We start from the raw sequence: 22,038 nt of genomic DNA, 5'->3' as shown, positions 1-22,038 counted from the left end.
GCCCCGGAATGACGTAAAGAGAAACTACGGCGTCAGCACCGTGCGCCCGACCACGGCGCCCTGCTGCAATTGCACCAGCGCGTCGTTGGCCTTGGCGAGCGGCTGACGCGTCACCGGGATCGGCGGCACGTTCTTCGTTCGCACGAGGTCGAGCAGTTCCTGCGTCTCGCGCAGATTGCCGACATAGCTGCCCTGGATGGTCACCGCCTTGATCGGAATCAGCGGCAGCGCCCAGGTCGCACCGCCGCCGAACAGGCCGACGATGACGAGCTTGCCGCCCTTGGTCAGGCAGTCGAAGCCGAGCTGTGTCGTCGCGGCATTGCCGACGAGGTCGATGACGGCGCGGATCGGCCCGCCCGCTTTCTTGGCAAGCTGCTCCAGCGCGTCCGGCGCCTTGGGATCGACGGTCGCAAGCGCGCCGGCCTTCTCCGCCGCCTCGCGCTTCCTGGCGTCGATGTCGACCATGATCGCGCCCTTGCCGCCCATCGCTTTCAACAGCGACAGCGCCATCAGGCCGAGGCCGCCGGCGCCGAACATCACGATCGGCGTGTCGAAATGCTGCTCGACCTTCTTCAGCGCACTGTAGGTGGTGACGCCCGAGCAGGCATAGGGCGCGGTGGTCGCGGGATCGAGCCCTTTGAGGTTCAGCAGATAGCGCGGATGCGGCACCAGCATGTGATCGGAATAGCCGCCGTCGCAATAGACGCCGAGCGAGCGCGGCGTCAGGCACATGTTCTCGTCGCCGCCAAGGCAGGTCGCGCACTTGCCGCAGCCGATCCAGGGATAGACCAGGCCGACATCGCCGAGCCTGAGATCACCCTGGTCGGTCGGCTTCACGTCAGGACCGAAAGCCACGATTTCACCGACCGTCTCGTGGCCCATGGTCAGCGGCAGATTGATGCCGCGGTCCTTCAGCGACAGCGGCTTGCGGCCATGGCCGAGATCGTAACCGCCTTCCCAGATATGGAGGTCGCTGTGGCAGACGCCGGCGGCCTTCACCTTGATCAGCACCTGCGTGCCCGACGGCTGCGGCGTGGGCTCGTCGAACTCCTGCAGCGGCGCCTTGAAATCGGCGACCTTGAAACTCTTCATAGGCGTCCTCCCGCATGCTTCTTGTTGTCGCGCCACCATGCCACGGCCGGCGAGGCGAGACAAACGCGCACCTGTCTAGTTTACGCCGGCCGACGGTGGCAAGCCGGCCGCGCGCAAGGCCGCATTGCTCGCCGCACCGAGCCTTCCGTCACCCTTGCGCGGCCGTTTTGCCTGACGGAATTGACGCGTCATCGGCGAGGCCAATCTCGTCGCGCAACGCATCCGTGTGCTCGCCGAGCGCGGCCATCACCCTGGCCGGCGTCGTGTCGGCGCCGGACATCCGGAACGGCAGATTGAGAACCTGGAACGATCCGCCGCCATCCTCCACTGACGAGAGCGCCTGCCGGTGCGCGAGCTGCGGATCGGCCAGCGCCTCGGAGACGGTGCGATAGGCCGAGGCCGGCACGCCGGCCGCGCCAAGTGCGACGAGGCATGCCTCGGTCGAGAGCTGCCGCGACCAGGCCTCGACGCCATCCATCAACTCGGCCCAGTTCTCGCGGCGCGCAGCGTAGGCAGAGAAGCGCGGATCGGAGATCCAGTCGGGGCGGCCGATCACGCCCATCAAGCACTGAAACGTCTTTTCGCTCGCGACCGTGATCATGACGTAGCCATTGGCCGTCTCGGTCGGCCCGAACATCGGGCGCGGTGGCGGCTTCACCGCGAACTGCGAGCTCTGCAACTCGATCAGAGTCAGCGTCAGCATCGACTCCAGCATGGAGACGTCGATGTGCTGGCCAAGCCCGGTCACCGTGCGCTGATAGAGCGCCGACGCAATCGCCCCAAAACCGTAGGTGCCGGTGACGACGTCGGCATGGTAGATGCCGCAATAGTCGGGGCGGTTACGGCCGGGCTGGTAGGCGAGATGCGCCATGTCATAGCCGGAGGCCGCGTGGATCACCGGCGCATAGGCCGGCAGCTCGGCCGAGGGGCCGCTCTGGCCGTAGCCCGAGATCGAGCAATAAATCAGCCTGGGATTGACCGGGCGCATTCTGTCGTAGTCGAGCCGCAGCCGGTGCATCACGCCGGGCCGGAAGTTCTCGACCAGGATGTCGGCGGTCGCGGCCAGCCGGAGGATCGCCTCCCTGCCGTCCTCGGACTTGAGGTCGAGCACTACGCTCTTCTTGCCGACATTGAGCTGGCCGAATACGGTGCTGCACCCCTTGCGCAGCGGCGGCCGGGTCCGCATTGTCTCGCCGCCGTCGGTCTCGATCTTGATGACCTCGGCGCCCATATCGGCGAGCATCCGCGTGCAATGGGGACCGGCGATGGTGGTCGAAAAATCCAGCACCCTGAGTCCGGCGAAGGCCTTTGTCGTCGTGCTCTCATGCTTATCTGCTAGCTGCATGCGTGCCGCGTCTCCTGGCGTATCCTAGGAACAATGAATGTTCTCTGTTGTTGGTGCGCCGACCCTAGAGGGCGGCGGCTGAGTAGGAAAGTCTTTACCGAGCGGAGGCGTTTCGCAGGCGTGCTTGGGAATTGCGGGGCAACTGGACCCGTTCTTGCATAGCAGCAAACCGGATCGGCAAGGGGCAACTGTTCTTGAGGGTCTTGTTCGTTACGACAGAAATGGACGACTTCGTCCGCGTCGGCGGACTTGGAGCCGTTTCCGCTGCCCTGCCCAGAGCCCTTCGCCCCTTCGCCGATATCCGGATCATGTTGCCCGGCTATCGCGACATCATCGAGCAACTCACGCATATTCAGATCGTTGGCCGCTGCCCGTCGTTTGCGGATCTGCCGGCCTGCTCGCTCGGCCGGGCCGCGACCAAGGACGGCCTGCCGGTCTATGTGCTGTTATGCTCGCAACTCTACGACCGGCCCGGCAATCCCTATGGCGACGAGTCTGGACGCGACTGGCCGGACAACGACATCCGCTTCGCACGCTTTGCCTCGGCAGCCGCTGAGCTGGCCATGGGCAAGCTGGACAAGAATTGGGCAGCAGACCTGATCCATGCCAACGACTGGCAGGCCTCGCTCGTGCCCGCCTATCTCGCCTGGCGCGGCGCCAAGCTGCCGTCAATCCTGACCATTCACAACCTCGCCTATCAGGGCCTCTTCCCGAAGGACTCGCTGCGGCGGATCGGCGCACCGGAAAGCGCCTTCCACATCGACGGCCTCGAATTCTACGACCAGGTCTCCTTCCTCAAGGCTGGCCTCGTCTACGCCTCGCATCTCACCACCGTCAGCGGCACCTATGCGCGCGAGATCACCACGGCCGAGTTCGGCTGCGGCCTGGAGGGTCTGCTCCGGCTGCGCTCGGACGCCGCCGAGCTCACCGGCATCCTCAACGGCATCGACGAGAGCTGGGACCCGCGCTCCTGCGCCCAGCTCGCCCAGCAATTCGGCGCCGGCGACTGGGTCGGCAAGAAGGCCAATGCGGACTACGTGCGCAAGCAGTTCGGGCTGGCGGTGTCGCGCGGCCCGATGTTCGGCATCGTCGCGCGGCTCGTGCACCAGAAGGGCATCGACCTCGTGCTGTCCGCGGCCGACGAGATCATCGATGCCGGCGGCCAGATCGTGGTCACCGGCTCCGGCGAGCCGGCGCTCGAGCAGGCGCTGATCGACGCGCATCGCCGCCGCCCCGATGCGATCGGCGTTGCGATCGGCTTCAACGACGCCCAGGCGCGGCGCATCTTCGCCGGCAGCGACTTCACCCTGATGCCGTCGCGCTTCGAGCCGTGCGGCCTCAGCCAGATGTACGCCCAGCGCTTCGGCTCGCTGCCGATCGGGCACCAGACCGGCGGCTTGGCCGAGACCATCACCGACGGCGAGACCGGCTTCCTGTTCTCGAGACCCTCGCACGAATCCTTCCTCGGCGGCGTCCGCCGGGCCTTCGAAGCCTTCATGGCGCAGGACCAGCTCGACTCCATGCGCCGCAGCGCCATGGGACGGTCGTTCTCCTGGAGCATCTCGGCCGGCAGCTACAGCGCGCTGTACCGGAAGCTGGCAGCGGTGTGAGGCGCGACGGCGCTTCCACATACTCCGTCATTGCGAGCGCTTATCTCCCCCCGTCCCCCCGCGCAACGGCGGAGCCGTTGTCGCTGGAGGTCCTCGCCTCTTCGGCGCCTCGAAGGGCGACGGCCCGGCTACAGCAGCGGGGCCGTGCATCCTTCGAGGCTCGGTGCGATGCTCTTGCATCGCGCCGGGAGCACCTCAGGATGACAGGGTGAGGACCGAGGCCTTCACCCCTTGCCGCGCACGTCCATCTGCGGCCGTCCGATCCAGGCGCGGTTGAGGCAACGGGTTATCCAGTCCGGCTGCAACTCTCCTCGCAGCCTCGCCTGCGCTTCCTGGTAGGGACCGACATAGCGCAGCCTGTCCGGCAATTTCGGATAGGCGCGCCTGATCCATTTCACCGCATTGTCGGCGGATCTGATATCGCGCTCGTCCAGTTCGAACCCGAAGCCTGCACGCAATCGCTCCGGCAGCAGGCTTGCCGTCAGCGCGCGATACCAGCGCGGTGGCCGCAACCAAGGACGGGCGCCGGTGAAGATTTGTGTCGCGATCTCGCGCGCGGCCGGGCTGACGGTCAATGTCTCCGACTGCACCATCGCCGCGGTGTAGGCGGCAAAGCCGGACCAGTCCGCCGGCAAATCATCCCCGGTCAATCCGAACAAGGCGCCGAACAGCCGGCCCTCGGTCCAGTAGCGCTCGCGCTCCTCCACGGAGAGCTGCGGCAGAACCAGATCATGCGCCATCAGCCCCGTCTCGACCAGCGTCGCATGAACCCAGCGCAATGACGGGATGTCGTTGGCGCAGTAGCGCGAGCCGGCAGCGAAGGGGCCGACCGTCTCGGGCATCTCTCCGACGATCATGCTGTGACGCCGGTACAGTTGCCGCGACGACAGCAAGGCACGATCGAGCGAGCCGAACACCATGGCGAAGACGATGTCGAAGGTGCGGTGAAAGCGGCCGATCGGATCGGTCAACGTCCGGGAATGTTCGGCGATGGCGGCGGCGACCCAGGGGTGAGCCAGTTGCAGCAGCAGCGCGCGGCCGGCGCCGAGAAAGATGACGGCCTCCCGGTCGATCCGCCAGGTGACCGAGGACGGGCCGAACACGCCAGCAACGGGTCCCGCCGCATCGACGCGGACCTGATCGAGCGCCGCCTCCAGATCTTTCTCAACGACCAATTGCGAGCCTCGCGACGAAGACGCCGCGATAATAGCCCAGACAGCGCCCTCGTGATATCGTCACGGCCCAAAACAGATCACGGACAAGGCCCCTACTCCGCCGCAATCGGCATCTCGTCCATATGCTCGTGCAGCACCACGCCGGCGAGCGGGTCGAATTCGCCGATCCACGGCTTTCGTGCGAGCACGGACCTCGTGTGGGCGTAGCCCGCATGCCAGCGCCGCGTAATGCCCGACGGGCTGAAGTCGATGTCCTTGGTGTGGGTCTCGCGGTCGAGCTGCGGCGCCAGCAGCCGCACGACGTGCATGCGGGTCGAACAGCCGTAGCTCATCAGCTCCCTCACCGCGGGATCGCTGCGCTCGTTCTCGGGCAGACGCGCGGCGAGCTGGTTGATGACGTGCCGCAGGCGATGGGCCTGCTGCTGGCGGGCGATCTGGCTCGCGATCCGGCTGGAATACATCACATCCTTGTGCCGGTTCAGCACCTCCGCCATCGTGGTTGGCTCGGCGCCGACCGGATTCCACAGATGCACGGAGAAGATCAGCGAATCCCTGCGCGGATTGTCGTCGAACACCGCTTCCGTCGGCGTGTTCGAGAGGATGCCCCCGTCCCAATAGAGTTCGCCGTCGATGCGCACCGCCGGGAAGGCCGGCGGCAATGCGCCCGAGGCCATGACATGCTTCACCGTCAGCTCGCCGTCGCGGCTGTCGAAATAGCGCATTTCGCTGGTGCCGACATGGGCCGCACCGACCGTCAGGCGCGGCGCGCAGCGATTGGCGAGGTCGAAATCGACCAGCTCGCTCAGCGTCTTCTCCAGCGGCGCGGTCGAATAGAAACCGGCGTGATCGGCACCGAGCGGATAGGACTCCCCGGCATGCGCCAGCGGGTTGGGCTGGAAAAACCCGGGAATGCCCTGGGTCACGGTCGACCAATAGGCGAGCTTCTCGTTGAAGTCGGGAAACGCGGTGCGCCAGTTCCAGACCGGGTTCTGCTCCATCCGCTTCCAGAATTCCTTCAGGCGCGCCAGCCGATGCTCCGGCGCATTGCCCGCGATGAGGCTCGCATTGATGGCGCCGATCGAGGTGCCGATGATCCAGTCCGGCTCGATGCCGGCCTCGTGCAGCGCCTGGTAGACGCCGGCCTGGTAGGAGCCCAGCGCGCCGCCGCCCTGCAGCACGAGGACGACCTGACCCGGCAGGTCCATGCTCTTTCGTTGCCCGTTGTCCCGCATGCCGTTCATGTCTCGCTCCTGTCGGGCCTATGGTTATCATTCGTCAGGCGTAAGGCTATTGTTACGTCTTGCCATTTTTCGCGATTGCCGGGTCTTTTGGAAATGCCGCTTGGCTTCCGAAACCATACGCACGCGCTATGGCGGCCAGGATATCATTCCCTGTCCCGATCGGTTAGATTTCCGGCCGATCCTGCCGGGAGCCGATCCATGGAAATGCACCAGGTCCGCTATTTCCTCGCGGTGGCGCAGCTTTTGAATTTCACGCGCGCCGCCGAGGAGTGCAACGTCACGCAGCCCTCGCTGACGCGCGCGATCAAGCAGCTCGAGGCCGAGCTGGGCGGCGACCTGTTTCGCCGCGAACGGCCGGCGGCGCAACTGACCGAGCTCGGCCAGCGCATGCATCCGCTGCTGAAGCAGTGCTATGACGCCGCCGCCGGTGCGCGCTCGCTCGCCTCCTCGTTCAAAAGTGGTGAGGTCGGCGCGCTCCGCGTTGCGCTGACGCATTCGGTCGACCTGGCGCTGCTCATCCCGCACCTCAACGAGATCAGGCGGCAGTTCAACCGGCTCGAATTCCGCTTCCTGCGCGGGACGAGCCGCGAGGTCGCAGAATTCCTGAAGAAGGGCGAGGCCGAGCTCGGCATCGCCGCCGAGATCGACGAGGCCTGGGAACGGCTCGACGTCTGGCCGCTGTTCACCGAGGCGTTCGATCTCATCGTCAGCAGGGAGCACCGGCTTGCCGAGCACGACACGATCGAGCCGGACGACCTGCGCGCGGAACAATTACTCGGCCGCAGCTATTGCGAGCATTCCAAGCGCATCGCAGCGAGCCTGCGCGAGCACGGCATCGATGTCGATCACGGCCACGAGATTTCGAGCGAACGCGACCTGATCGAGCTGGTGGAGGCCGATATCGGCGTCGCCATGATGCCCCACACCTCGCCCGTGCCGGAGAGCCTGAAACGCGCTGCGGTTGCCGGCCTCGATGCCCGCCGCACCGTCAGCCTCTATGGCGTCGCCGGCCGCCAGCGCACGGCGGTGGCCAACGCCGTGATGCGCATGCTGCGCGGTGCGGACTGGCGGGCGATTGCGGGGTAGCCGCGAGAACGATCGCTGCTCTTCTTCCTTCTCCCCTTGTGGGAGAAGGTGGCGCGAAGCGCCGCATGAGGGGTATGTCTCCTTAAACTCAGCTCAGCGTTGGAGGAGAGAGACCCCTCGCCCGTCTCGCCGCTATGCGGCGAGCCACCCTCTCCCACAAGGGGAGCGGGGAAGAAAACGCGAGCCTCAGTTCTCCCGGCTCGCGCTCTCCAACGCCTCGATCAGATCGTCGATCTCCATGCGCTTGCGGAAATCCGGATCGACGAAGCGCGCTTTGACGATACCGTCGCGGCCGACCACGAACACCGCCGGGATCGGCAGCATCCAGCCGTCATTGCCGTGGAATTTCGCCATATCCTGATAGGACAACAGGCGCTGGATCTCGACGCCGAGCCAGATCGCGAGATTGAGCGACAGCGCGTAACCGTTGTCGAGATCGGTCAGGATCGGAAATGGCGCACTGGAATCGGCCTTGATCTGCCGCGTGTATTCCTGCGTCTCCGGCATGATCGCAACGATCTGCGCGCCCATTGCCTTGATGCGGTCCTGCGCCTGCACCACGGCGCGCACATTGAGCCGGCAATAGGGGCACCAGTGGCCGCGGAAGAACATCACCGCGACGGGGCCTTGCGCCAGCAGCGCGGGCAACGTCACGAGACGCCCCGTCTCGTCCGGCAGCATGAATAGCGGCATCGGATCGCCCGGACGCGGCGCGTTCTCCCCGCCGCCGTTCCCGTTCAATCGCGCCACCAGGCGATCGACCGCCTCGCCATAGGCCGGAAACACCTGGCGGCTTGCGTCGGCATACGCGAGGAGCTGCTCGTTCAGGGTTCCCTCCATCTCGCGGCAGCGCTGGAAGGCAAGCTTGAGCTGCTCGGCGTCAGCTGGTGAGAGAGAGGTCATCTTCCGCTCCGGCGTTCGAAGGGCGAATATTAGGTTCCTGGTTCGGCCGCCCGCAAGGGGCGGCCGTTACGCGAGGGCCGGTTCAGTTCACGTAGAAATTGCCGGTGGGGTCGAGCCGGCCGGACGCGGAGTACAGCGTGCCGTTGTCCATGAAGAAGACGGTGTTGTCGGGCACCTTCTTGGCGTGCTTCATCATCACGTCGTGGTTCTTCTCGGCCGGGGCCATGGCCATCGCCGACATCTTGCCGGGCCCGCCATAGACATAGGCCATGCCCGCCTTCAAATCCCAGGCGGCTTCCGAGAAGGCCGAGGTGGCGATCACCGCGAAGGCGGCGGTAAAAATCAGAGTCTTGGACACTTTCGTCATGAGATGCTCCTCCGGATTGACGTGAACGCCCGCCAATCGGGCGCCCCGCCATCGGACGCCGGATACTCCGGAAGCGGAAATGCCGATGCCCAATCGGTTCGATAGCCGCCGCGCATCAACATAGCGCAGGGCTATCACATCGAAAGCAAGTCGGTATTTCAACATCGACGCGATCTCGACGAAGCTCCTGCCATAGCCGGCGACCAGCGAGGTTGCGGCCAACAGAGGAGAGTTCCCATGTTCAAGCAGCACATGTTGTCGCGCCTGGTCTGGTCGGGCGCAGCCGTTCTCGGTGCACTGACATTTGCGGCGCAGCCGGCGCTCGCGGGCGAATGTCCTGTCGACAAGATCAAGCCGAACGCGCACCAGATGGTCGACTATAAGCCGGTCGGCGTCACCGACGTCACGCTCGGCGCCATCGACCTCGGCAAGCAGCCGGCGCATATCGAGGGCCGCGAGCTGCGCTTCCGCAAGCTCACCATCGAGCCCGGCGGCATCGTGCCCTGGCACAGCCACGACGACCGTCCTGCCCTGATCTTCGTGCAGCAGGGCGAGATCGTCGAGTACGCGTCCAACTGCGTCGATCCGATCGTGCACAAGGCCGGCGACATCCGCCCCGAGGTATCAGGCACCTCGCACTGGTGGAAGAACCTCGGCAAGGAAACCGTCATTCTCTATGTCGGCGACGTCCGCAGGGACCCTAATGACCACCACATGTGACGCGCGCTTGAACAGGCCGCCGTTCCGGGGCGATGCGTAGCATCAAACTACGGTGCGCAATTTGCGCACCTGGGAACCTCGAGATTCCGAGTCTGGTGCAACGAGCCGCACTTTGCGGTCCCGTCCGCACCAGCCCGGAATGACAGATCAACGGAGAGCCGTGCCATGACCGATCTTTCCGCGTCGATCAAACCGGCCGCGATGACGATGAACGCGCATTCCCCGGGCCTTGCGCTTCGTTCGCTCGTCATCGGCCTCACCGCCTTCCTGACCGTCGTCGATCTCTTCGCGACGCAGGCGATCCTGCCCTCGCTGGCGCGCCATTACGGCGTCACGCCGGCGGCGATGGGCTTTGCCGTCAACGCCAGCACCTTCGGCATGGCGATTGCTAGCCTCGTCGTCGGCTTCTTCAGCCCGCATATCAACCGGCGGACCGGCATCCTGCTCAGCCTCACGCTGCTGGCGGTGCCTACGAGCCTGCTGGCGATCGCGCCAAATCTTGGCGTCTTCACCGCCTTGCGGATCGCGCAGGGCCTGTGCATGGCATCTGCCTTCGCGCTCACCCTCGCCTATCTCGGCGAGCAATGCAGCGCGATGGACGCCGGCGGCGCGTTTGCCGCCTACATCACCGGCAATGTCGCCAGCAACCTCGTCGGCCGGCTGATCTCGGCGGCGGTCGCCGACGGCCTCGGTCTCGCCTGGAATTTCTATTTCTTCGCGGCGCTCAACCTCGCCGGCGCGGCGCTGGTCTATTTCACCATCAGGCGCGTGCAGCCGATGCATGCCATGACGCCGGCGGGCCCGCCGCTTGTCGCCATGATCGCGCATTGGCGCAATCCGCGGCTGCGCGCCGCCTACGGCATCGGCTTCTGCATCCTGTTCGCCTTCATCGGCACCTTCACATTCGTCAATTTCGTGCTGGTCCGGCCGCCGCTGTCGCTCGGCATGATGGATCTGGGCCTCGTCTATTTCGTCTTCCTGCCATCGGTCGTCACGACGTTGCTCGCCGGCAGGGTGGCCTCGCGGCTCGGGACGCGGCCGACAATATGGGGCTCGCTCGCCGTCGCCGGACTGGGCCTGCCGCTGATGCTGGCGCCGCATCTGGGCGAAGTGCTCATCGGCATGGTTCTGGTTGGTGTCGGAACATTCTTCGCGCAGGCCGCCGCGACCGGCTTCGTCGGACAGGCCGCCACCGACAACCGCGGCGTCGCCAGCGGAACCTATCTTGCCTGCTACTTCTGCGGCGGGCTGATCGGCACGGCCGTGCTCGGGCGACTGTTCGACAGTTTCGGCTGGCACGCCTGCGTCGCCGGTGTCGGCGTGGCCCTCGCGGCCGCGGCCATGCTCACATTCGCCCTGAAGCGCTAGCGCTTGACCGGCGCTTCCTGCGGCGGCTCGTCGTCGGCGATCGCGCGCCACGCCGCTCCGTCGAGATCGTCGTACTGGCCGCTCCTGAGCGACCAAAGAAACGCGACAAGACCGGCGCCTCCGAGCATCAACGCCAGCGGAACCAGGATGACCAGGATTTCCATCACACGATCTCCCGCGAGTCGCTGCGGGCGCGCAGCGAATTCAGCATGACCAGGATCGACGATCCGCTCATGGCGGCAGCGGCAATCAGGGGCGTCACGACGCCGCTGATCGCAACCGGCACCGCGAGGACGTTATAGCCGATGGCAAGCCAGAGGTTCTGCCGCATCAGGTGCAGCGCCTTGCGCGCGGAATCGATCGCGGCGACGACAGGAGCCAGCGGCCGGCCGAGGAAGACGAGATCGGCGGTGGCCTGGCTGAGATGCGCCGCCGAGATCGGCGACATCGAGACGTGGGCGGCCGCCAGCGAGGGCGCGTCGTTCATGCCGTCGCCGACCATCAGCACTCTTGCACCGCGCCGCTTCAACTCCTCGATCCGCGCGATCTTGTCGGCCGGCGTGACGCCGGCACGCCATTCCGGAATGGCGAGCGCATGGGCCGCGGCCTTCACCGCCGGCTCGCGGTCGCCGGAGAGGATCTCGATGCCGATGTTGCGCGCCTTCAGCGCCGCGATCACGGCCTGAGCGTCCGGACGCAGGCCCTGACGCACCCAAAGGATGAATTTTTCGGCTCCCTTGCTGAAGGCCACGATGGAGGCTTCGGGATCGAGCCTCGTCCCGTCGCCGACCAGCGCCTCGGCGCCGCAGAAGGACGGACGGCCAAGGCGGATCTCGGCGCCGTCGACGTCTGCGCGCACGCCCTGCCCGGCCTCCTCGACCGCGCCGACGATCGGCGACCTGGCGCCGGCGGCCTGCGCCACCGCGGCGGCAACCGGATGATGGCTCGACAGCGCGAGGCGGCCGGCGAGTTCGAAGATATCGGCGGGAATGTCAGCCGCGTTCATCACTTCGAGGTCGGGCAGCGTCAGCGTGCCGGTCTTGTCGAAGATGACGTGGTCGGCTTCCGCCAGCCGCTCGATCGCATCGCCCGAGTTGAGCAGCACGCCGGACTTGAACATCGCGCCCGAGGCCACCGTCTGCACCGTCGGAATCGCGAGCCCAAGCGCACAGGGACAGGTGATGATCAGCACGGCAACGCCGGTCACGATCGCATCATGCCAGGACGCACCCGCGATGACCCAGCCCAAAATGGTGATGAGCGCGGTCGCATGCACCACCGGCGCGTAGAGCCGCGAGGCGCGGTCGGCGAGCCGCATGTAGCGCGAGCGTGCCTGGAGCGCGTTGTCGAGCAGCCGCGTGATCTCGGCGAGCAGCGTCGCTTCGGAGGCCGCCGAAACGCGCACCCGCAGCGTGCCGGAGATGTTCATGGAGCCGGCATAGACCGGCGTGCCCTGCTCGGCCGTGACATAGAGCGTCTCGCCGGTGATCAGGCTCTGGTCGATCTCGGAACGCCCCTCGATCACCGTGCCGTCGACCGCACAGCGCTCGCCGGGCCGCAGCAGCACGATGTCGCCAGGACTGATCGCAGCGACGGGCACCTGTGAAATCTCGTCGGGCCCGACGAACTTGGCCGCCGTCTCCGCCTTCAGCGCGGCGAGATTGCCGGCGACCGCGCGCGTCCGCCGCCGCATGTTCTGGTCAAGGAAGCGGCCGACCAGCAGGAACGTGAGCAGCATGATCGCCGCGTCGAAATAGGCGTGCTCGGCATGGTGGATGGTTTCGACCACGGACATGCCGAGCGCGAGGATCACGCCGATCGAGATCGGGACGTCCATGTTGGTCGTCTTCGCCGACAGCGCGCGCCAGGCGGAGCGGAAGAACGGCTGGCCGGCATAGGCCGCCGCCGGCAGCGCGATCAGCGCCGACAGCCAGTGGAAGAAGTCGCGCTGCTCGGGCAGCATGTCCGAGACGTTGCCCGACCACACCGGGATCGACAGCATCATGACGTTCATGGTGGCGAACGCCGCAACGCCGAGGCAGCGCAGCAGGAAGCGCGATTCGGCGACCTCGGCCACTTCCGCGCTCTCGGTCTCGAACGGATAGGCCTTGTAGCCGAGCTCTTCGAGCCGGTCGATGAAACGGCCCGGGTCGAGCGTGCCCGCTTTCCATTCCAGCGCGACGCGGCGGTCGGTGAGATTCACGCGCGCCAGCGTGACGTCGGGAATGGCGGACAATCCGCGCTCGATCTTGGCCATGCAGCCGGCGCAGTGAACCCCCTCGACCGCGAGATCGATGTGCTTGATACCCTCGCCCGCGGTCCGGACGTAGTGCGAGAAATCCCGCGTGACGTGCATGACGGTCCTCAGTTCAGGATCACGCGGTTGCGCGACAGGAATACGCGCGTCCCCCGCGCCTCGCCCTCGATCACCAGGTCCCACTGGCCCGGCGCGACGGAGGCGGCATTGCCGCGATAGATGCCGATGCCTGCCTCCGAGAGCTCGACCGAAAGATCGGCGCGCTTGTCGGTCGGCCGCTCGAGCCGGCCGCCGAACTTCAATCCGGACACCGGCTGGCCGCTGGCATCGCGTGCCTCGACCTGAAGTATGGCGCCGCCATCGGTCCCGCGCTCGATATGGGCGTTGACCTTCCATTTGCGCGCGGCCTGGTCCTGCGCCGCCGAGATCTCGCGATCATAGGTGAGACCCGCGGCATAGGGGCTGTCGACGTCGGTGCCGGGCAGCGTCGCGATCGCGAGCTTCATCATGGTCACGTTGACACCGATCACGACGCCGAAGAAGGCGACCAACATCAGGAAGACTTTTGTTCCGGTCAGCGGCTTGGAGGCCATGGCTGTCTCCTGATCCTAAGGCGCGACGAAATTGTCGGTGGCGGACGCGACCTCGCCGAGCCCGATATCGGTGACGTGGAAGCGAACCGGGATCGACTTCTCGGGATTGGTCTCCGCCGGCGCCGTGACCAGCAGGCGCAGCTCGCTGGTGGAGTCGCGGGGGATCACGATCATCGGCCGGTCCGGCGTCACCGAATCGACGCCAATGACGTGGACCGTCAAATTGGCCGGACCGTTCGCGTCGATCGCGATGACGCGGTCGTAGCCGCTCTTGTTCAGCAGCCGAACCGTGTAGGCGTTGCGGATCGAGCCGTCGCTGAGCTTGACCGCGACCGGATTGCGGTCGTGCAGCACGTTGACGTCGAGCAGGCTGCGCGTCGCCAGCGTGTAGATCATGAAGCCGCCGATGGCCGCGATGATCGCACTGTAGACCACGGTGCGCGCCCGGACGATCCGGTAGATCGGCGCCTTGCCTTCCTGGCGGCGATGGATGTTGATGTCGTTGTCATAGCCGATCAGCCGCTTCGGCCGGCCGATCTTGGTCATCACGTTGTCGCAGGCGTCGATGCAGAGGCCGCACTGGATGCATTCCATCTGCGGTCCGTTGCGGATGTCGATGCCGGTCGGGCACACCGCGACGCACTGGTAGCAATCGACGCAATCGCCGACCTGCTGGCCGAGCGCGCGCAGCTCGGCCGCCTTCTTCACCGAGGTGCGCTTCTCGCCGCGGTCGTAGCGGTAGGTGACGTTGAGCGCCCATTCGTCGGTGAGCGCTGCCTGGATCCGCGGCCACGGGCACATATAGGTGCAGACCTGCTCGCGCATGTAGCCGGCGAGCAGATAGGTCGTTGCGGTGAGGATGCCGATCCAGATATAGGCGATCATCGGCCCCTGGAAGGTCACGAGCTCCTTCACCAGGGTCGGCGCGTCGTTGAAATAGAGCACCCAGGCGCCGCCGGTCCACCAGGCGATCAGCAGCCAGATCGAATGCTTGAGCACGATCTCGGAGATGCGCTCGAGCTTCATCGGGTCGGACGATTTGTCCTTCTTCATCCGCTCGCGGCGGTCGCCTTCGATCAGGCGTTCGACGGCGTAGAACAGGTCGGTCCAGACGGTCTGCGGACAGAGATAGCCGCACCAGATCCGGCCGCCGATGGAGTTCATCAAAAACAGCGCCACCGCGGCGACGATCAGCAGGCCGGTGAAGTAGTAGACCTCCTGCGGCCACAGCTCGATGAAGAAGAAATAGAAGCGGCTGTTGGGAAGATCGATCAGCACCGCCTGGCTGGGCGCGCCAAGGCCGCGATTCCAGCGCACGAACGGCAGGAAGTAGTAAACGCCGAGGCAGAACGCCATCAGGCCCCATTTGATCCGGCGGAACGTGCCGGAGACGCTCTGGGGATAGACCTTCTTGCGGGCTGCGTAGAGCGGCCCGACGTCATCTTCCGATGTGAGGTCTTTCGGGTTCACGGTCTTGTTCATCGCCTGAAACTTTTCGAGGAGGTGCGATTAAACCTAGACCCGACGTCGCCGCGTCAGTTGATCCAGCTCAAACGGGGGCACTTTTGTTCGCCCCCGTTTGCCGCGGATCTGCTATTTTCCACCGCCCAGCGAGTGGACGTAGACCGCCATCGCCTTGATGGTGGAGGGATCCAGCCGCCCTTCCCAGGCCGGCATGACGCCGGCGCGGCCCTGGCTGATGGTCTCGATCAGGGCAGCCTCGTCCGAGCCATAGAGCCAGATCTTGTCGGTCAGGTTCGGTGCGCCCATTTCCTGGTTGCCCTTGCCGCCGTCGCCGTGGCAGGCGACGCAATTCTCGACGAAGATCTTCTCGCCCTTGGCGGCGTCGTAACCCTTGCGGGTCGGCAGCCCCGACAGCGACCGCACGTAATTGGCGACCGTGACGATCTCGTCACCCTTCAGCACGCCGTCCTTGCCGAAGGCGAGCATCTGGCCCTCGTGCGTCTTGGCATGACCGGAACGCGCGCCGAACTGGATGGTCTGCATGATCTGGTCGAGCGTGCCGCCCCACAGCCAGTCGTCGTCGTTCAGGTTCGGGAAGCCCTTGGCGCCGGCGCCGCCGGAGCCGTGGCACGGCGCGCAATTGTCGCCGAACACGGTCTTGCCCTTGGCGCGCGCAAGCGCCAGCAGGGCCGGGTCCTTCTCGATGTCGGCGAGCGAGGCCGCGCCGAGCGCCGCCATCTTGTCGCCCCTGATCTTCTCGAGATTGGCGAGCTCGACCGCGACGTCGGCGCGCGAGGAGTAGCCGAACAGGCCCGTGGTATTGCTGGAGATCAGCGGCCAGGCCGGATACACGATCCAGTAGCCGATCGCCCAGACGATGGTGAGGTAGAAGCAGATCACCCACCAGCGCGGCAGCGGCGTGTTGAGCTCCTTGATGCCGTCCCACTCATGTCCGGTCGTCGTCTTGCCGGAAACAGAATCGAATTCGCTATGATCGGTCATGGTCTCTCACTCCTCCCGCAACGGCAGGTGTGCTGCTTCGTCGAACGCAGCCTTGTTACGGGGCCAAAATGCGTAGGCGATGATCGCGAGAAAGATCGCGACGAACACCGGCGTCCAGATCGTGGTCACGAGACCGGACGCGAGATTGTCGAGGGTCAGGATGGCTTTCATCGTTGATGCCTTCTCAGCGAAGATTGGCTTTCTCGTTGTAGATCTTGAAGTCGACCAGCGTGCCGAGCATCTGCAGATACGCGATCAGCGCGTCCATCTCGGTCGGCGTGCCGGTCTTGCCGTCGAAGTTGCGCACCACGGCCTTGGCGTAGCGCTTGTTGAAGGCGTCCGCGCCGGCATTGTCCGGATCGGCCTGGGCCTTCAGATCGGCGCTCGCGTTGGCGATCTGGTCGTCCGTGTAGGGCACGCCGACGGTCCTCAGCGTACGCATATGGTCGGCGATGGTGTCCGGATCGACTTCGGTTGCGCTGAGGAACGGATATCCCGGCATCACCGACTGCGGCACGATCGCGCGCGGGTTGGTCAGATGGGTGACGTGCCAGTCGTCGGAGTACTTGGCGCCGACGCGGGCGAGGTCCGGACCGGTGCGCTTGGAGCCCCACTGGAACGGATGGTCGAACATGCTCTCGGCGGCCAGCGAGAAGTGGCCGTAGCGCTCGACCTCGTCGCGCAGCGGCCGGATCATCTGCGAATGGCAGAGATAGCAGCCTTCGCGGACGTAGACGTTGCGGCCGGCGAGCTCCAGCGGCGTATAGGGCCTCACTCCGTCGACCTTCTCGATCGTGCTCTTGAGGTAGAACAACGGAGTGATCTCGACGAGGCCGCCGATCGCGATCACCAAGAGGATGCCGACGATCAGGATGATCGAGTTCTTTTCGAAGACTTGGTGGCGTGTCCAGAACGACATTGCTTTAGCTCCTCATTCCGCCGGCTGAAGAGCGACGGGCATCTGGACTTCCGCCTCGCCGACGCGAACGGTCATCCAGAGATTGTAGGCCATGATCAGCGCGCCGATCAGGAACAGCCCGCCGCCGGCAGCACGGATGATGTAGAAGGGATGCATCGCCTCGACGGTCTCGATGAAGGAATATTCGAGGAAGCCGAGCGAGGTGTAGGCGCGCCACATCAGGCCCTGGAGGATGCCGGACACCCACATCGCCGAGATGTAGAGAACGATGCCGAGGGTCGCGACCCAGAAGTGCCAGTTGACGAGCTTCAGGCTGTAGAGGCCCTTGCGATTCCAGGCCCACGGCACCAGGCAGTACAGCGCGCCGAAGGAGACGAAGCCGACCCAGCCGAGCGCGCCGGAGTGCACGTGGCCGATGGTCCAGTCGGTGTAGTGGCTGAGCGAGTTAACCACCTTGATCGACATCATCGGGCCTTCGAAGGTCGACATGCCGTAGAAGGCGACGGAGACCACGAGCATGCGCAGCACGGGATCGGTCCGCAGCTTGTCCCAGGCGCCCGACAGCGTCATCAGGCCGTTGATCATGCCGCCCCAGGAGGGCATCCACAGCATGATCGAGAAGGTCATGCCGAGCGTCTGCGTCCAGTCGGGCAGCGCCGTGTAGTGCAGATGGTGCGGACCTGCCCAGATGTAGAGGAAGATCAGCGCCCAGAAGTGGATGATCGACAGGCGATAGGAGTAGATCGGCCGCTCGGCGCGCTTGGGGATGAAGTAGTACATGATGGCGAGGAAGCCGGCGGTCAGGAAGAAGCCGACCGCGTTATGGCCGTACCACCACTGGAACATCGCATCCTGGATGCCGCCCCAGGCGACGTAGGACTTCGAGCCGAACGCCGAGACGGGAAGCGCGGGGTTGTTGCCGAGATGCAGCACCGCGATCGTCACGATGAAGGCCAGATAGAACCAGTTCGCGACGAAGATGTGCGGTTCCTTGCGCTTGATGATGGTGGCGAGGAAGACGAGCAGATAGACCACCCAGACGATGGTCAGCCAGAGATCGGCATACCATTCCGGCTCGGCATATTCCTTCGACTGGGTGACGCCGAGCAGATAGCCGGTGCCTGCGACCAGGATGAAGAAGTTGTAGCCGACCACGACGAACCAGGGCGCGAGATCGCCGGCAAGGCGCACGCGGCAGGACTTCTGCACGACGTAGAAGGATGTCGCGATCAGCACGTTGCCGCCGAAGGCGAAGATCACGGCGGAGGTGTGCAGCGGACGCAGGCGGCCGAAACTGATCCAGGGCAGATCGAAGTTCAGCGCGGGCCAGGCCAGCTGCGAGGCGATGATGAGGCCGACGAGGAAGCCGGCAATGCCCCAGAACATCGCCATGAAGGAGGAGAACTTGATCGGCCCCATGTTGTAGTTGGGACGGCCGTTGATCTCCGCCGGCGGCAGCGCCGCCGGGCGCTCGAAGTAGCGGTTGACGATGCAGAACACCGCCGCCACGCTCGCCGCCGCGCTGAGCGCGGCGTGGAAGGCGAAGGGCGCGTCGAGCGCCTTGGCCGCGGCGATCACGCAGAGGAAGGCGGTGGCTGCGAACACGACAGCCAGGCCGCTTTCACCGATGGTCATGGATTTGGAGATGGAGGGCTGGCTCATGCGGATTCTCTCTGAAAGAACACAGCGCCAGAAACCACATTCACCCTCGCGGGGAATTGATTGAAATCAAGATAGGTGGATTTCTGTTAATGTGAGGCTTTCGCGGATCAGAGAGCCATATCAATCGCCTGCGGCCGGCGCCGCGCGCGCGGCGACCGATCGCTTCCGTGAAATCACGGAGTTTGAAATCGCGGGAACTGGAGGCCCCGTCAGTCGCGCGCGGTCGCCTTGAGCGCCGCGATGACGTCCTCGCGGGCGATGATGCCGACGAGCTTCTGCGCGCCGTCGAGCACGATGATGCTCCTGATGCGGTGCTCGACCATGATCTGGAGCACGCGCGTCAGCCGCGTGTCGGGGCTGACATAGATGAACTCCGGCGTCATGACGTCGCCGATCTTGCGGCTCATCAGGTCATGATAGCGCGGCAGCATCTGGCTCGGCGTGAAGGCGAAGCATTTCAGGATGTCGAACTTAGTGACGATGCCGACCACCTGTCCGTCGTCCTCGACCGGATAGGAATTGAAATCGTCGCGCTCGAACATCTCGCTGAGCTCGAGCATGTTGATGTCACGTTGCACCGTCTTGACGTTGCGCGTCATGTAGCCGTCGACGGTCTGCTCAAGAAATCTGTACACGGCGCGTCCTCCTCGAATAGCTTTTGGCCGAACGGCCGTCAGTGCGACAGCAACACGCTACGGGCGGATTGAGTGACCAGATATTGGGTGACGCCTCCCAGGATCAGCTCGCGAAACCGCGAATGTCCATAGGCGCCCGCCACGATCAGGCCGGCTCCGACGTCGCCGGCGACTTGCTCCAGTTGCGCGGCGGCGGGTTCGTCTCCCACAGCCTCCGAGACGCGCGCGGTCGCGGTGACGCCGTGGCGGGCGAGCCAGGCGGCAACGTCGGTGACGCCGGCCAACACGGCCGAGCGGTCGTCGTCGCGCTCCGGAATTGCTGCGATGGTGACGTCCCTCGCCTTGCGCAGCATCGGCAGCGCGTCCGCCACCGCCCGCCGTGCCTCCGGCGTATCCTTCCAGGCCACCAGCACGCTGCGCAGGTCGAGCCAGTTGGCCCCATCGGGGACGACGAGAAGCGGGCGGCCGGCCTGCATCACCAGATCCTTGGGGCTTGCGAGCGCGAAAGCGTCGGAGAAGGCCGGGCTCTGCCCGCCGCTGACGACGATGTCGGCGCAGCGCGCCTGCGCCAGGGCGAATCGCGCCGGAAAATCCATGGCGCTGCGCCACTCGGCATGCCCGCCGCGATTCCTGGTGGCCGCGCGGAATTGCGCCTCCAGAGCCGCCAGCCGTCGCCTGACGGACGCTTCGCCCTCGTCGATCAGTCCCTGGGCGGCGGCGCCGTCGGTGAAATAGAGCGGCGGGGCGAACTGCGCCGCGGCAACCCCGACGATGGCGGCCTCGAATCGCTCGGCGAGCTCGCCCGCGACCTGAAGACGCGCCTCGTTGGACTGGTCGAGCGCCAAGCTGACCATCACGGTCGCGTATGTCATTAGAATTCTCCGGGCAATGAACTGCTATGAAATCTAGCTGTGCCGGCGCGAGGCAGGATGAGATAGATCAAACCGTCGCCCACCCGGGACCACCGGCATTACGCCAATGGAATCAAACATCCGAACTTGCCTCCGGCCCGGGCTTGAGCGAAATTACCGCCGTGGTTGCGGCACCTGGGCCCGTGGCACGAGAATGGGAGTGACACCTTGGCGCCGACCCGCGTAACGCATCCGCCGGATGACGGCCGGGGCGAGCATTTCCGGGTCAGGATCGAGGGATTCGGCGTCGGCACCTGGGATCTCGACCTCAAGACCTGGGCGCTGGACTGGTCGGATACCGCGCGGACCCTGCTCGGAATCGGGCAGGACCAGCCGGCGAGCTACGACCTCTTCCTGTCACGCCTCGAGCCCGACGACCGCGAGCGCGTGGAGAGCGCGATCAAGCGCGTCTCCGAACGCGGTGGCGGCTTCGACGTGTCCTTCAGGGTCGCCGGCACCTCCAACGCAGGACAGTGGATTCGCGCCCGGGCCGGACTCATTCGGGACGAAGCCGGCACCGCCCGCCATCTCAGCGGCATCTTTCTCGATATCGACGAGGAGAAGCAGGTCGAGGGTGCGCTCCGTACCCGCGAGAACCACCTCCGCTCGATCCTCCACACAATTCCCGACGCCATGATCGTCATCGACGGCCACGGCATCATCCAGCTGTTCAGCACCGCCGCCGAGCGCCTGTTCGGCTGGTCCGAGCTCGAGGCGATCGGCCAGAACGTCAACATCCTGATGCCGGAGCCCGACCGCTCCCGGCATGACAGCTACATTTCGCGTTACCGCACCACGAGCGATCCCCACATCATCGGCATCGGGCGCATCGTGACCGGCAAGCGCCGCGACGGCACCACCTTCCCGATGCACCTGTCGATCGGCGAGATGCAGTCCGGCGGCGAGCCCTATTTTACCGGTTTCGTCCGCGATCTCACCGAGCACCAGCAGACCCAGGCGCGTCTCCAGGAACTGCAATCCGAGCTCGTCCACGTCTCCAGGCTGAGCGCCATGGGCGAAATGGCGTCCGCGCTCGCGCACGAGCTCAACCAGCCGCTGGCGGCGATCAGCAACTACATGAAGGGCTCGCGGCGGCTGCTTGCCGGCAGCAGTGATCCGAACACACCGAAGGTCGAAAGCGCCCTGGACCGCGCCGCCGAGCAGGCGCTGCGCGCCGGCCAGATCATCCGGCGCCTGCGCGACTTCGTTGCCCGCGGCGAATCGGAGAAGCGGGTCGAGAGTCTCTCCAAGCTGATCGAGGAGGCCGGCGCGCTCGGGCTTGCCGGCGCGCGCGAGCAGAACGTGCAGCTCCGCTTCAGTCTCGATCCGGGCGCCGATCTCGTTCTCGCCGACCGGGTGCAGATCCAGCAGGTCCTGGTCAACCTGTTCCGCAACGCGCTGGAAGCGATGGCTCAGTCGCAGCGACGCGAGCTCGTCGTCACCAACACCCCCGCCGCCGACGACATGATCGAGGTCGAAGTGTCCGACACCGGCAGCGGTTTCCAGGACGACGTCATTCCGAACCTGTTTCAGACTTTCTTCACCACCAAGGACACCGGCATGGGCGTGGGACTGTCCATCAGCCGCTCGATCATCGAAGCTCACGGCGGGCGCATGTGGGCCGAGAGCAACGCATCGGGCGGGGCGACCTTCCGCTTCACCCTCCCGGCAGCCGACGAGAATTGATG

General features: G+C 65.5%; 21 protein-coding genes. 5 read left to right on the top strand and 16 right to left on the bottom strand.

Annotation, left to right across the window (positions count from 1 at the left end):
• Nucleotides 1-24: 24 nt before the first annotated feature.
• Entirely contained in the window at nucleotides 25-1,092 is a 1,068-nt protein-coding gene (locus tag AAFG50_RS12690; protein ID WP_011085564.1) for an alcohol dehydrogenase, read from the bottom strand.
• 148 nt (nucleotides 1,093-1,240) lie between these two features.
• Entirely contained in the window at nucleotides 1,241-2,437 is a 1,197-nt protein-coding gene (locus tag AAFG50_RS12685; protein ID WP_028174772.1) for a CoA transferase, read from the bottom strand.
• 221 nt (nucleotides 2,438-2,658) lie between these two features.
• Between AAFG50_RS12685 and glgA the strand changes: the two genes are divergently transcribed.
• Nucleotides 2,659-4,047, top strand: a complete 1,389-nt coding sequence (gene glgA, locus AAFG50_RS12680) for a glycogen synthase GlgA (RefSeq protein ID WP_028174771.1) — start codon at nucleotides 2,659-2,661, stop codon at nucleotides 4,045-4,047.
• Nucleotides 4,048-4,271: 224 nt separating this feature from the next.
• Here the strand turns inward: glgA and AAFG50_RS12675 are convergent, their stop codons facing one another.
• Nucleotides 4,272-5,222 carry an oxygenase MpaB family protein gene (locus AAFG50_RS12675; RefSeq protein ID WP_028174770.1) on the bottom strand — a complete coding sequence of 317 codons (951 nt, stop codon included), beginning with the start codon at nucleotides 5,220-5,222 and terminating at the stop codon, nucleotides 4,272-4,274.
• Between the two features lie 92 nt (nucleotides 5,223-5,314).
• Nucleotides 5,315-6,463, bottom strand: coding sequence for a patatin-like phospholipase family protein (locus AAFG50_RS12670; RefSeq protein WP_028174769.1), 1,149 nt, complete (start codon nucleotides 6,461-6,463; stop codon nucleotides 5,315-5,317).
• A gap of 198 nt (nucleotides 6,464-6,661) precedes the next feature.
• Between AAFG50_RS12670 and AAFG50_RS12665 the strand changes: the two genes are divergently transcribed.
• Complete coding sequence (locus AAFG50_RS12665) at nucleotides 6,662-7,549, top strand: LysR family transcriptional regulator (protein WP_028174768.1); 888 nt, start codon at nucleotides 6,662-6,664, stop codon at nucleotides 7,547-7,549.
• A gap of 186 nt (nucleotides 7,550-7,735) precedes the next feature.
• Here AAFG50_RS12665 and AAFG50_RS12660 read toward each other — a convergent pair whose 3' ends face one another.
• Nucleotides 7,736-8,452 carry a peroxiredoxin-like family protein gene (locus AAFG50_RS12660; RefSeq protein WP_011085558.1) on the bottom strand — a complete coding sequence of 239 codons (717 nt, stop codon included), beginning with the start codon at nucleotides 8,450-8,452 and terminating at the stop codon, nucleotides 7,736-7,738.
• Between the two features lie 82 nt (nucleotides 8,453-8,534).
• Nucleotides 8,535-8,819 carry a hypothetical protein gene (locus AAFG50_RS12655; protein ID WP_028174767.1) on the bottom strand — a complete coding sequence of 95 codons (285 nt, stop codon included), beginning with the start codon at nucleotides 8,817-8,819 and terminating at the stop codon, nucleotides 8,535-8,537.
• 237 nt (nucleotides 8,820-9,056) lie between these two features.
• Between AAFG50_RS12655 and AAFG50_RS12650 the strand changes: the two genes are divergently transcribed.
• Together AAFG50_RS12650 and AAFG50_RS12645 are read left to right on the top strand one after the other, a co-directional pair.
• Nucleotides 9,057-9,539, top strand: coding sequence for a cupin domain-containing protein (locus AAFG50_RS12650; protein ID WP_028174766.1), 483 nt, complete (start codon nucleotides 9,057-9,059; stop codon nucleotides 9,537-9,539).
• 165 nt (nucleotides 9,540-9,704) lie between these two features.
• A complete protein-coding gene (locus AAFG50_RS12645) occupies nucleotides 9,705-10,907 on the top strand; it encodes an MFS transporter (protein WP_028174765.1) in 1,203 nt (400 codons plus the stop codon).
• On the opposite strand, the gene ccoS is transcribed toward AAFG50_RS12645, so the two are convergent.
• From ccoS to AAFG50_RS12595, 10 genes are all read right to left on the bottom strand, one after another.
• A complete protein-coding gene (ccoS, locus tag AAFG50_RS12640; RefSeq protein ID WP_008138466.1) occupies nucleotides 10,904-11,071 on the bottom strand; it encodes a cbb3-type cytochrome oxidase assembly protein CcoS in 168 nt (55 codons plus the stop codon). The two genes, AAFG50_RS12645 and ccoS, sit on opposite strands and share 4 nt — an antisense overlap.
• On the bottom strand, nucleotides 11,071-13,263 hold the full coding sequence (locus tag AAFG50_RS12635; RefSeq protein WP_028174764.1) for a cation-translocating P-type ATPase: 2,193 nt from the start codon (nucleotides 13,261-13,263) through the stop codon (nucleotides 11,071-11,073). The genes ccoS and AAFG50_RS12635 overlap by 1 nt, the downstream gene beginning before the upstream one ends.
• Nucleotides 13,264-13,271: 8 nt before the next feature.
• Nucleotides 13,272-13,757, bottom strand: a complete 486-nt coding sequence (locus tag AAFG50_RS12630; RefSeq protein WP_028174763.1) for a FixH family protein — start codon at nucleotides 13,755-13,757, stop codon at nucleotides 13,272-13,274.
• 15 nt (nucleotides 13,758-13,772) lie between these two features.
• On the bottom strand, nucleotides 13,773-15,239 hold the full coding sequence (gene ccoG, locus AAFG50_RS12625) for a cytochrome c oxidase accessory protein CcoG (RefSeq protein WP_011085552.1): 1,467 nt from the start codon (nucleotides 15,237-15,239) through the stop codon (nucleotides 13,773-13,775).
• Nucleotides 15,240-15,350: 111 nt separating this feature from the next.
• The gene (gene ccoP / locus AAFG50_RS12620) at nucleotides 15,351-16,223 is read right to left on the bottom strand and encodes a cytochrome-c oxidase, cbb3-type subunit III (RefSeq protein ID WP_028174762.1); all 873 of its coding nucleotides are present in this window, start codon (nucleotides 16,221-16,223) and stop codon (nucleotides 15,351-15,353) included.
• A gap of 6 nt (nucleotides 16,224-16,229) precedes the next feature.
• Entirely contained in the window at nucleotides 16,230-16,394 is a 165-nt protein-coding gene (locus AAFG50_RS12615) for a CcoQ/FixQ family Cbb3-type cytochrome c oxidase assembly chaperone (RefSeq protein ID WP_015687703.1), read from the bottom strand.
• 13 nt (nucleotides 16,395-16,407) lie between these two features.
• Entirely contained in the window at nucleotides 16,408-17,142 is a 735-nt protein-coding gene (gene ccoO / locus AAFG50_RS12610; protein WP_011085549.1) for a cytochrome-c oxidase, cbb3-type subunit II, read from the bottom strand.
• Nucleotides 17,143-17,154: 12 nt separating this feature from the next.
• Nucleotides 17,155-18,804: a cytochrome-c oxidase, cbb3-type subunit I gene (gene ccoN, locus AAFG50_RS12605; protein WP_011085548.1), complete on the bottom strand. Its 1,650-nt coding sequence runs from the start codon at nucleotides 18,802-18,804 to the stop codon at nucleotides 17,155-17,157.
• Nucleotides 18,805-19,013: 209 nt separating this feature from the next.
• Nucleotides 19,014-19,439, bottom strand: coding sequence for a CBS domain-containing protein (locus tag AAFG50_RS12600; RefSeq protein WP_028174761.1), 426 nt, complete (start codon nucleotides 19,437-19,439; stop codon nucleotides 19,014-19,016).
• 38 nt (nucleotides 19,440-19,477) lie between these two features.
• Nucleotides 19,478-20,311 carry a universal stress protein gene (locus AAFG50_RS12595; protein WP_028174760.1) on the bottom strand — a complete coding sequence of 278 codons (834 nt, stop codon included), beginning with the start codon at nucleotides 20,309-20,311 and terminating at the stop codon, nucleotides 19,478-19,480.
• Nucleotides 20,312-20,518: 207 nt separating this feature from the next.
• On the opposite strand from AAFG50_RS12595, the gene fixL reads away from it, so the two are divergent.
• Entirely contained in the window at nucleotides 20,519-22,036 is a 1,518-nt protein-coding gene (gene fixL, locus AAFG50_RS12590) for a sensor protein FixL (RefSeq protein ID WP_028174759.1), read from the top strand.
• Nucleotides 22,037-22,038 lie beyond the last annotated feature (2 nt).

Origin of the sequence: Bradyrhizobium sp. B039 (assembly GCF_038965675.1) — a bacterium.
Taxonomy (GTDB): Bacteria; Pseudomonadota; Alphaproteobacteria; order Rhizobiales; family Xanthobacteraceae; genus Bradyrhizobium; species Bradyrhizobium diazoefficiens.
The sequence above is the reverse complement of the archived record's forward strand: the minus strand, read 5'-3'. Positions and strand labels throughout refer to the sequence as shown.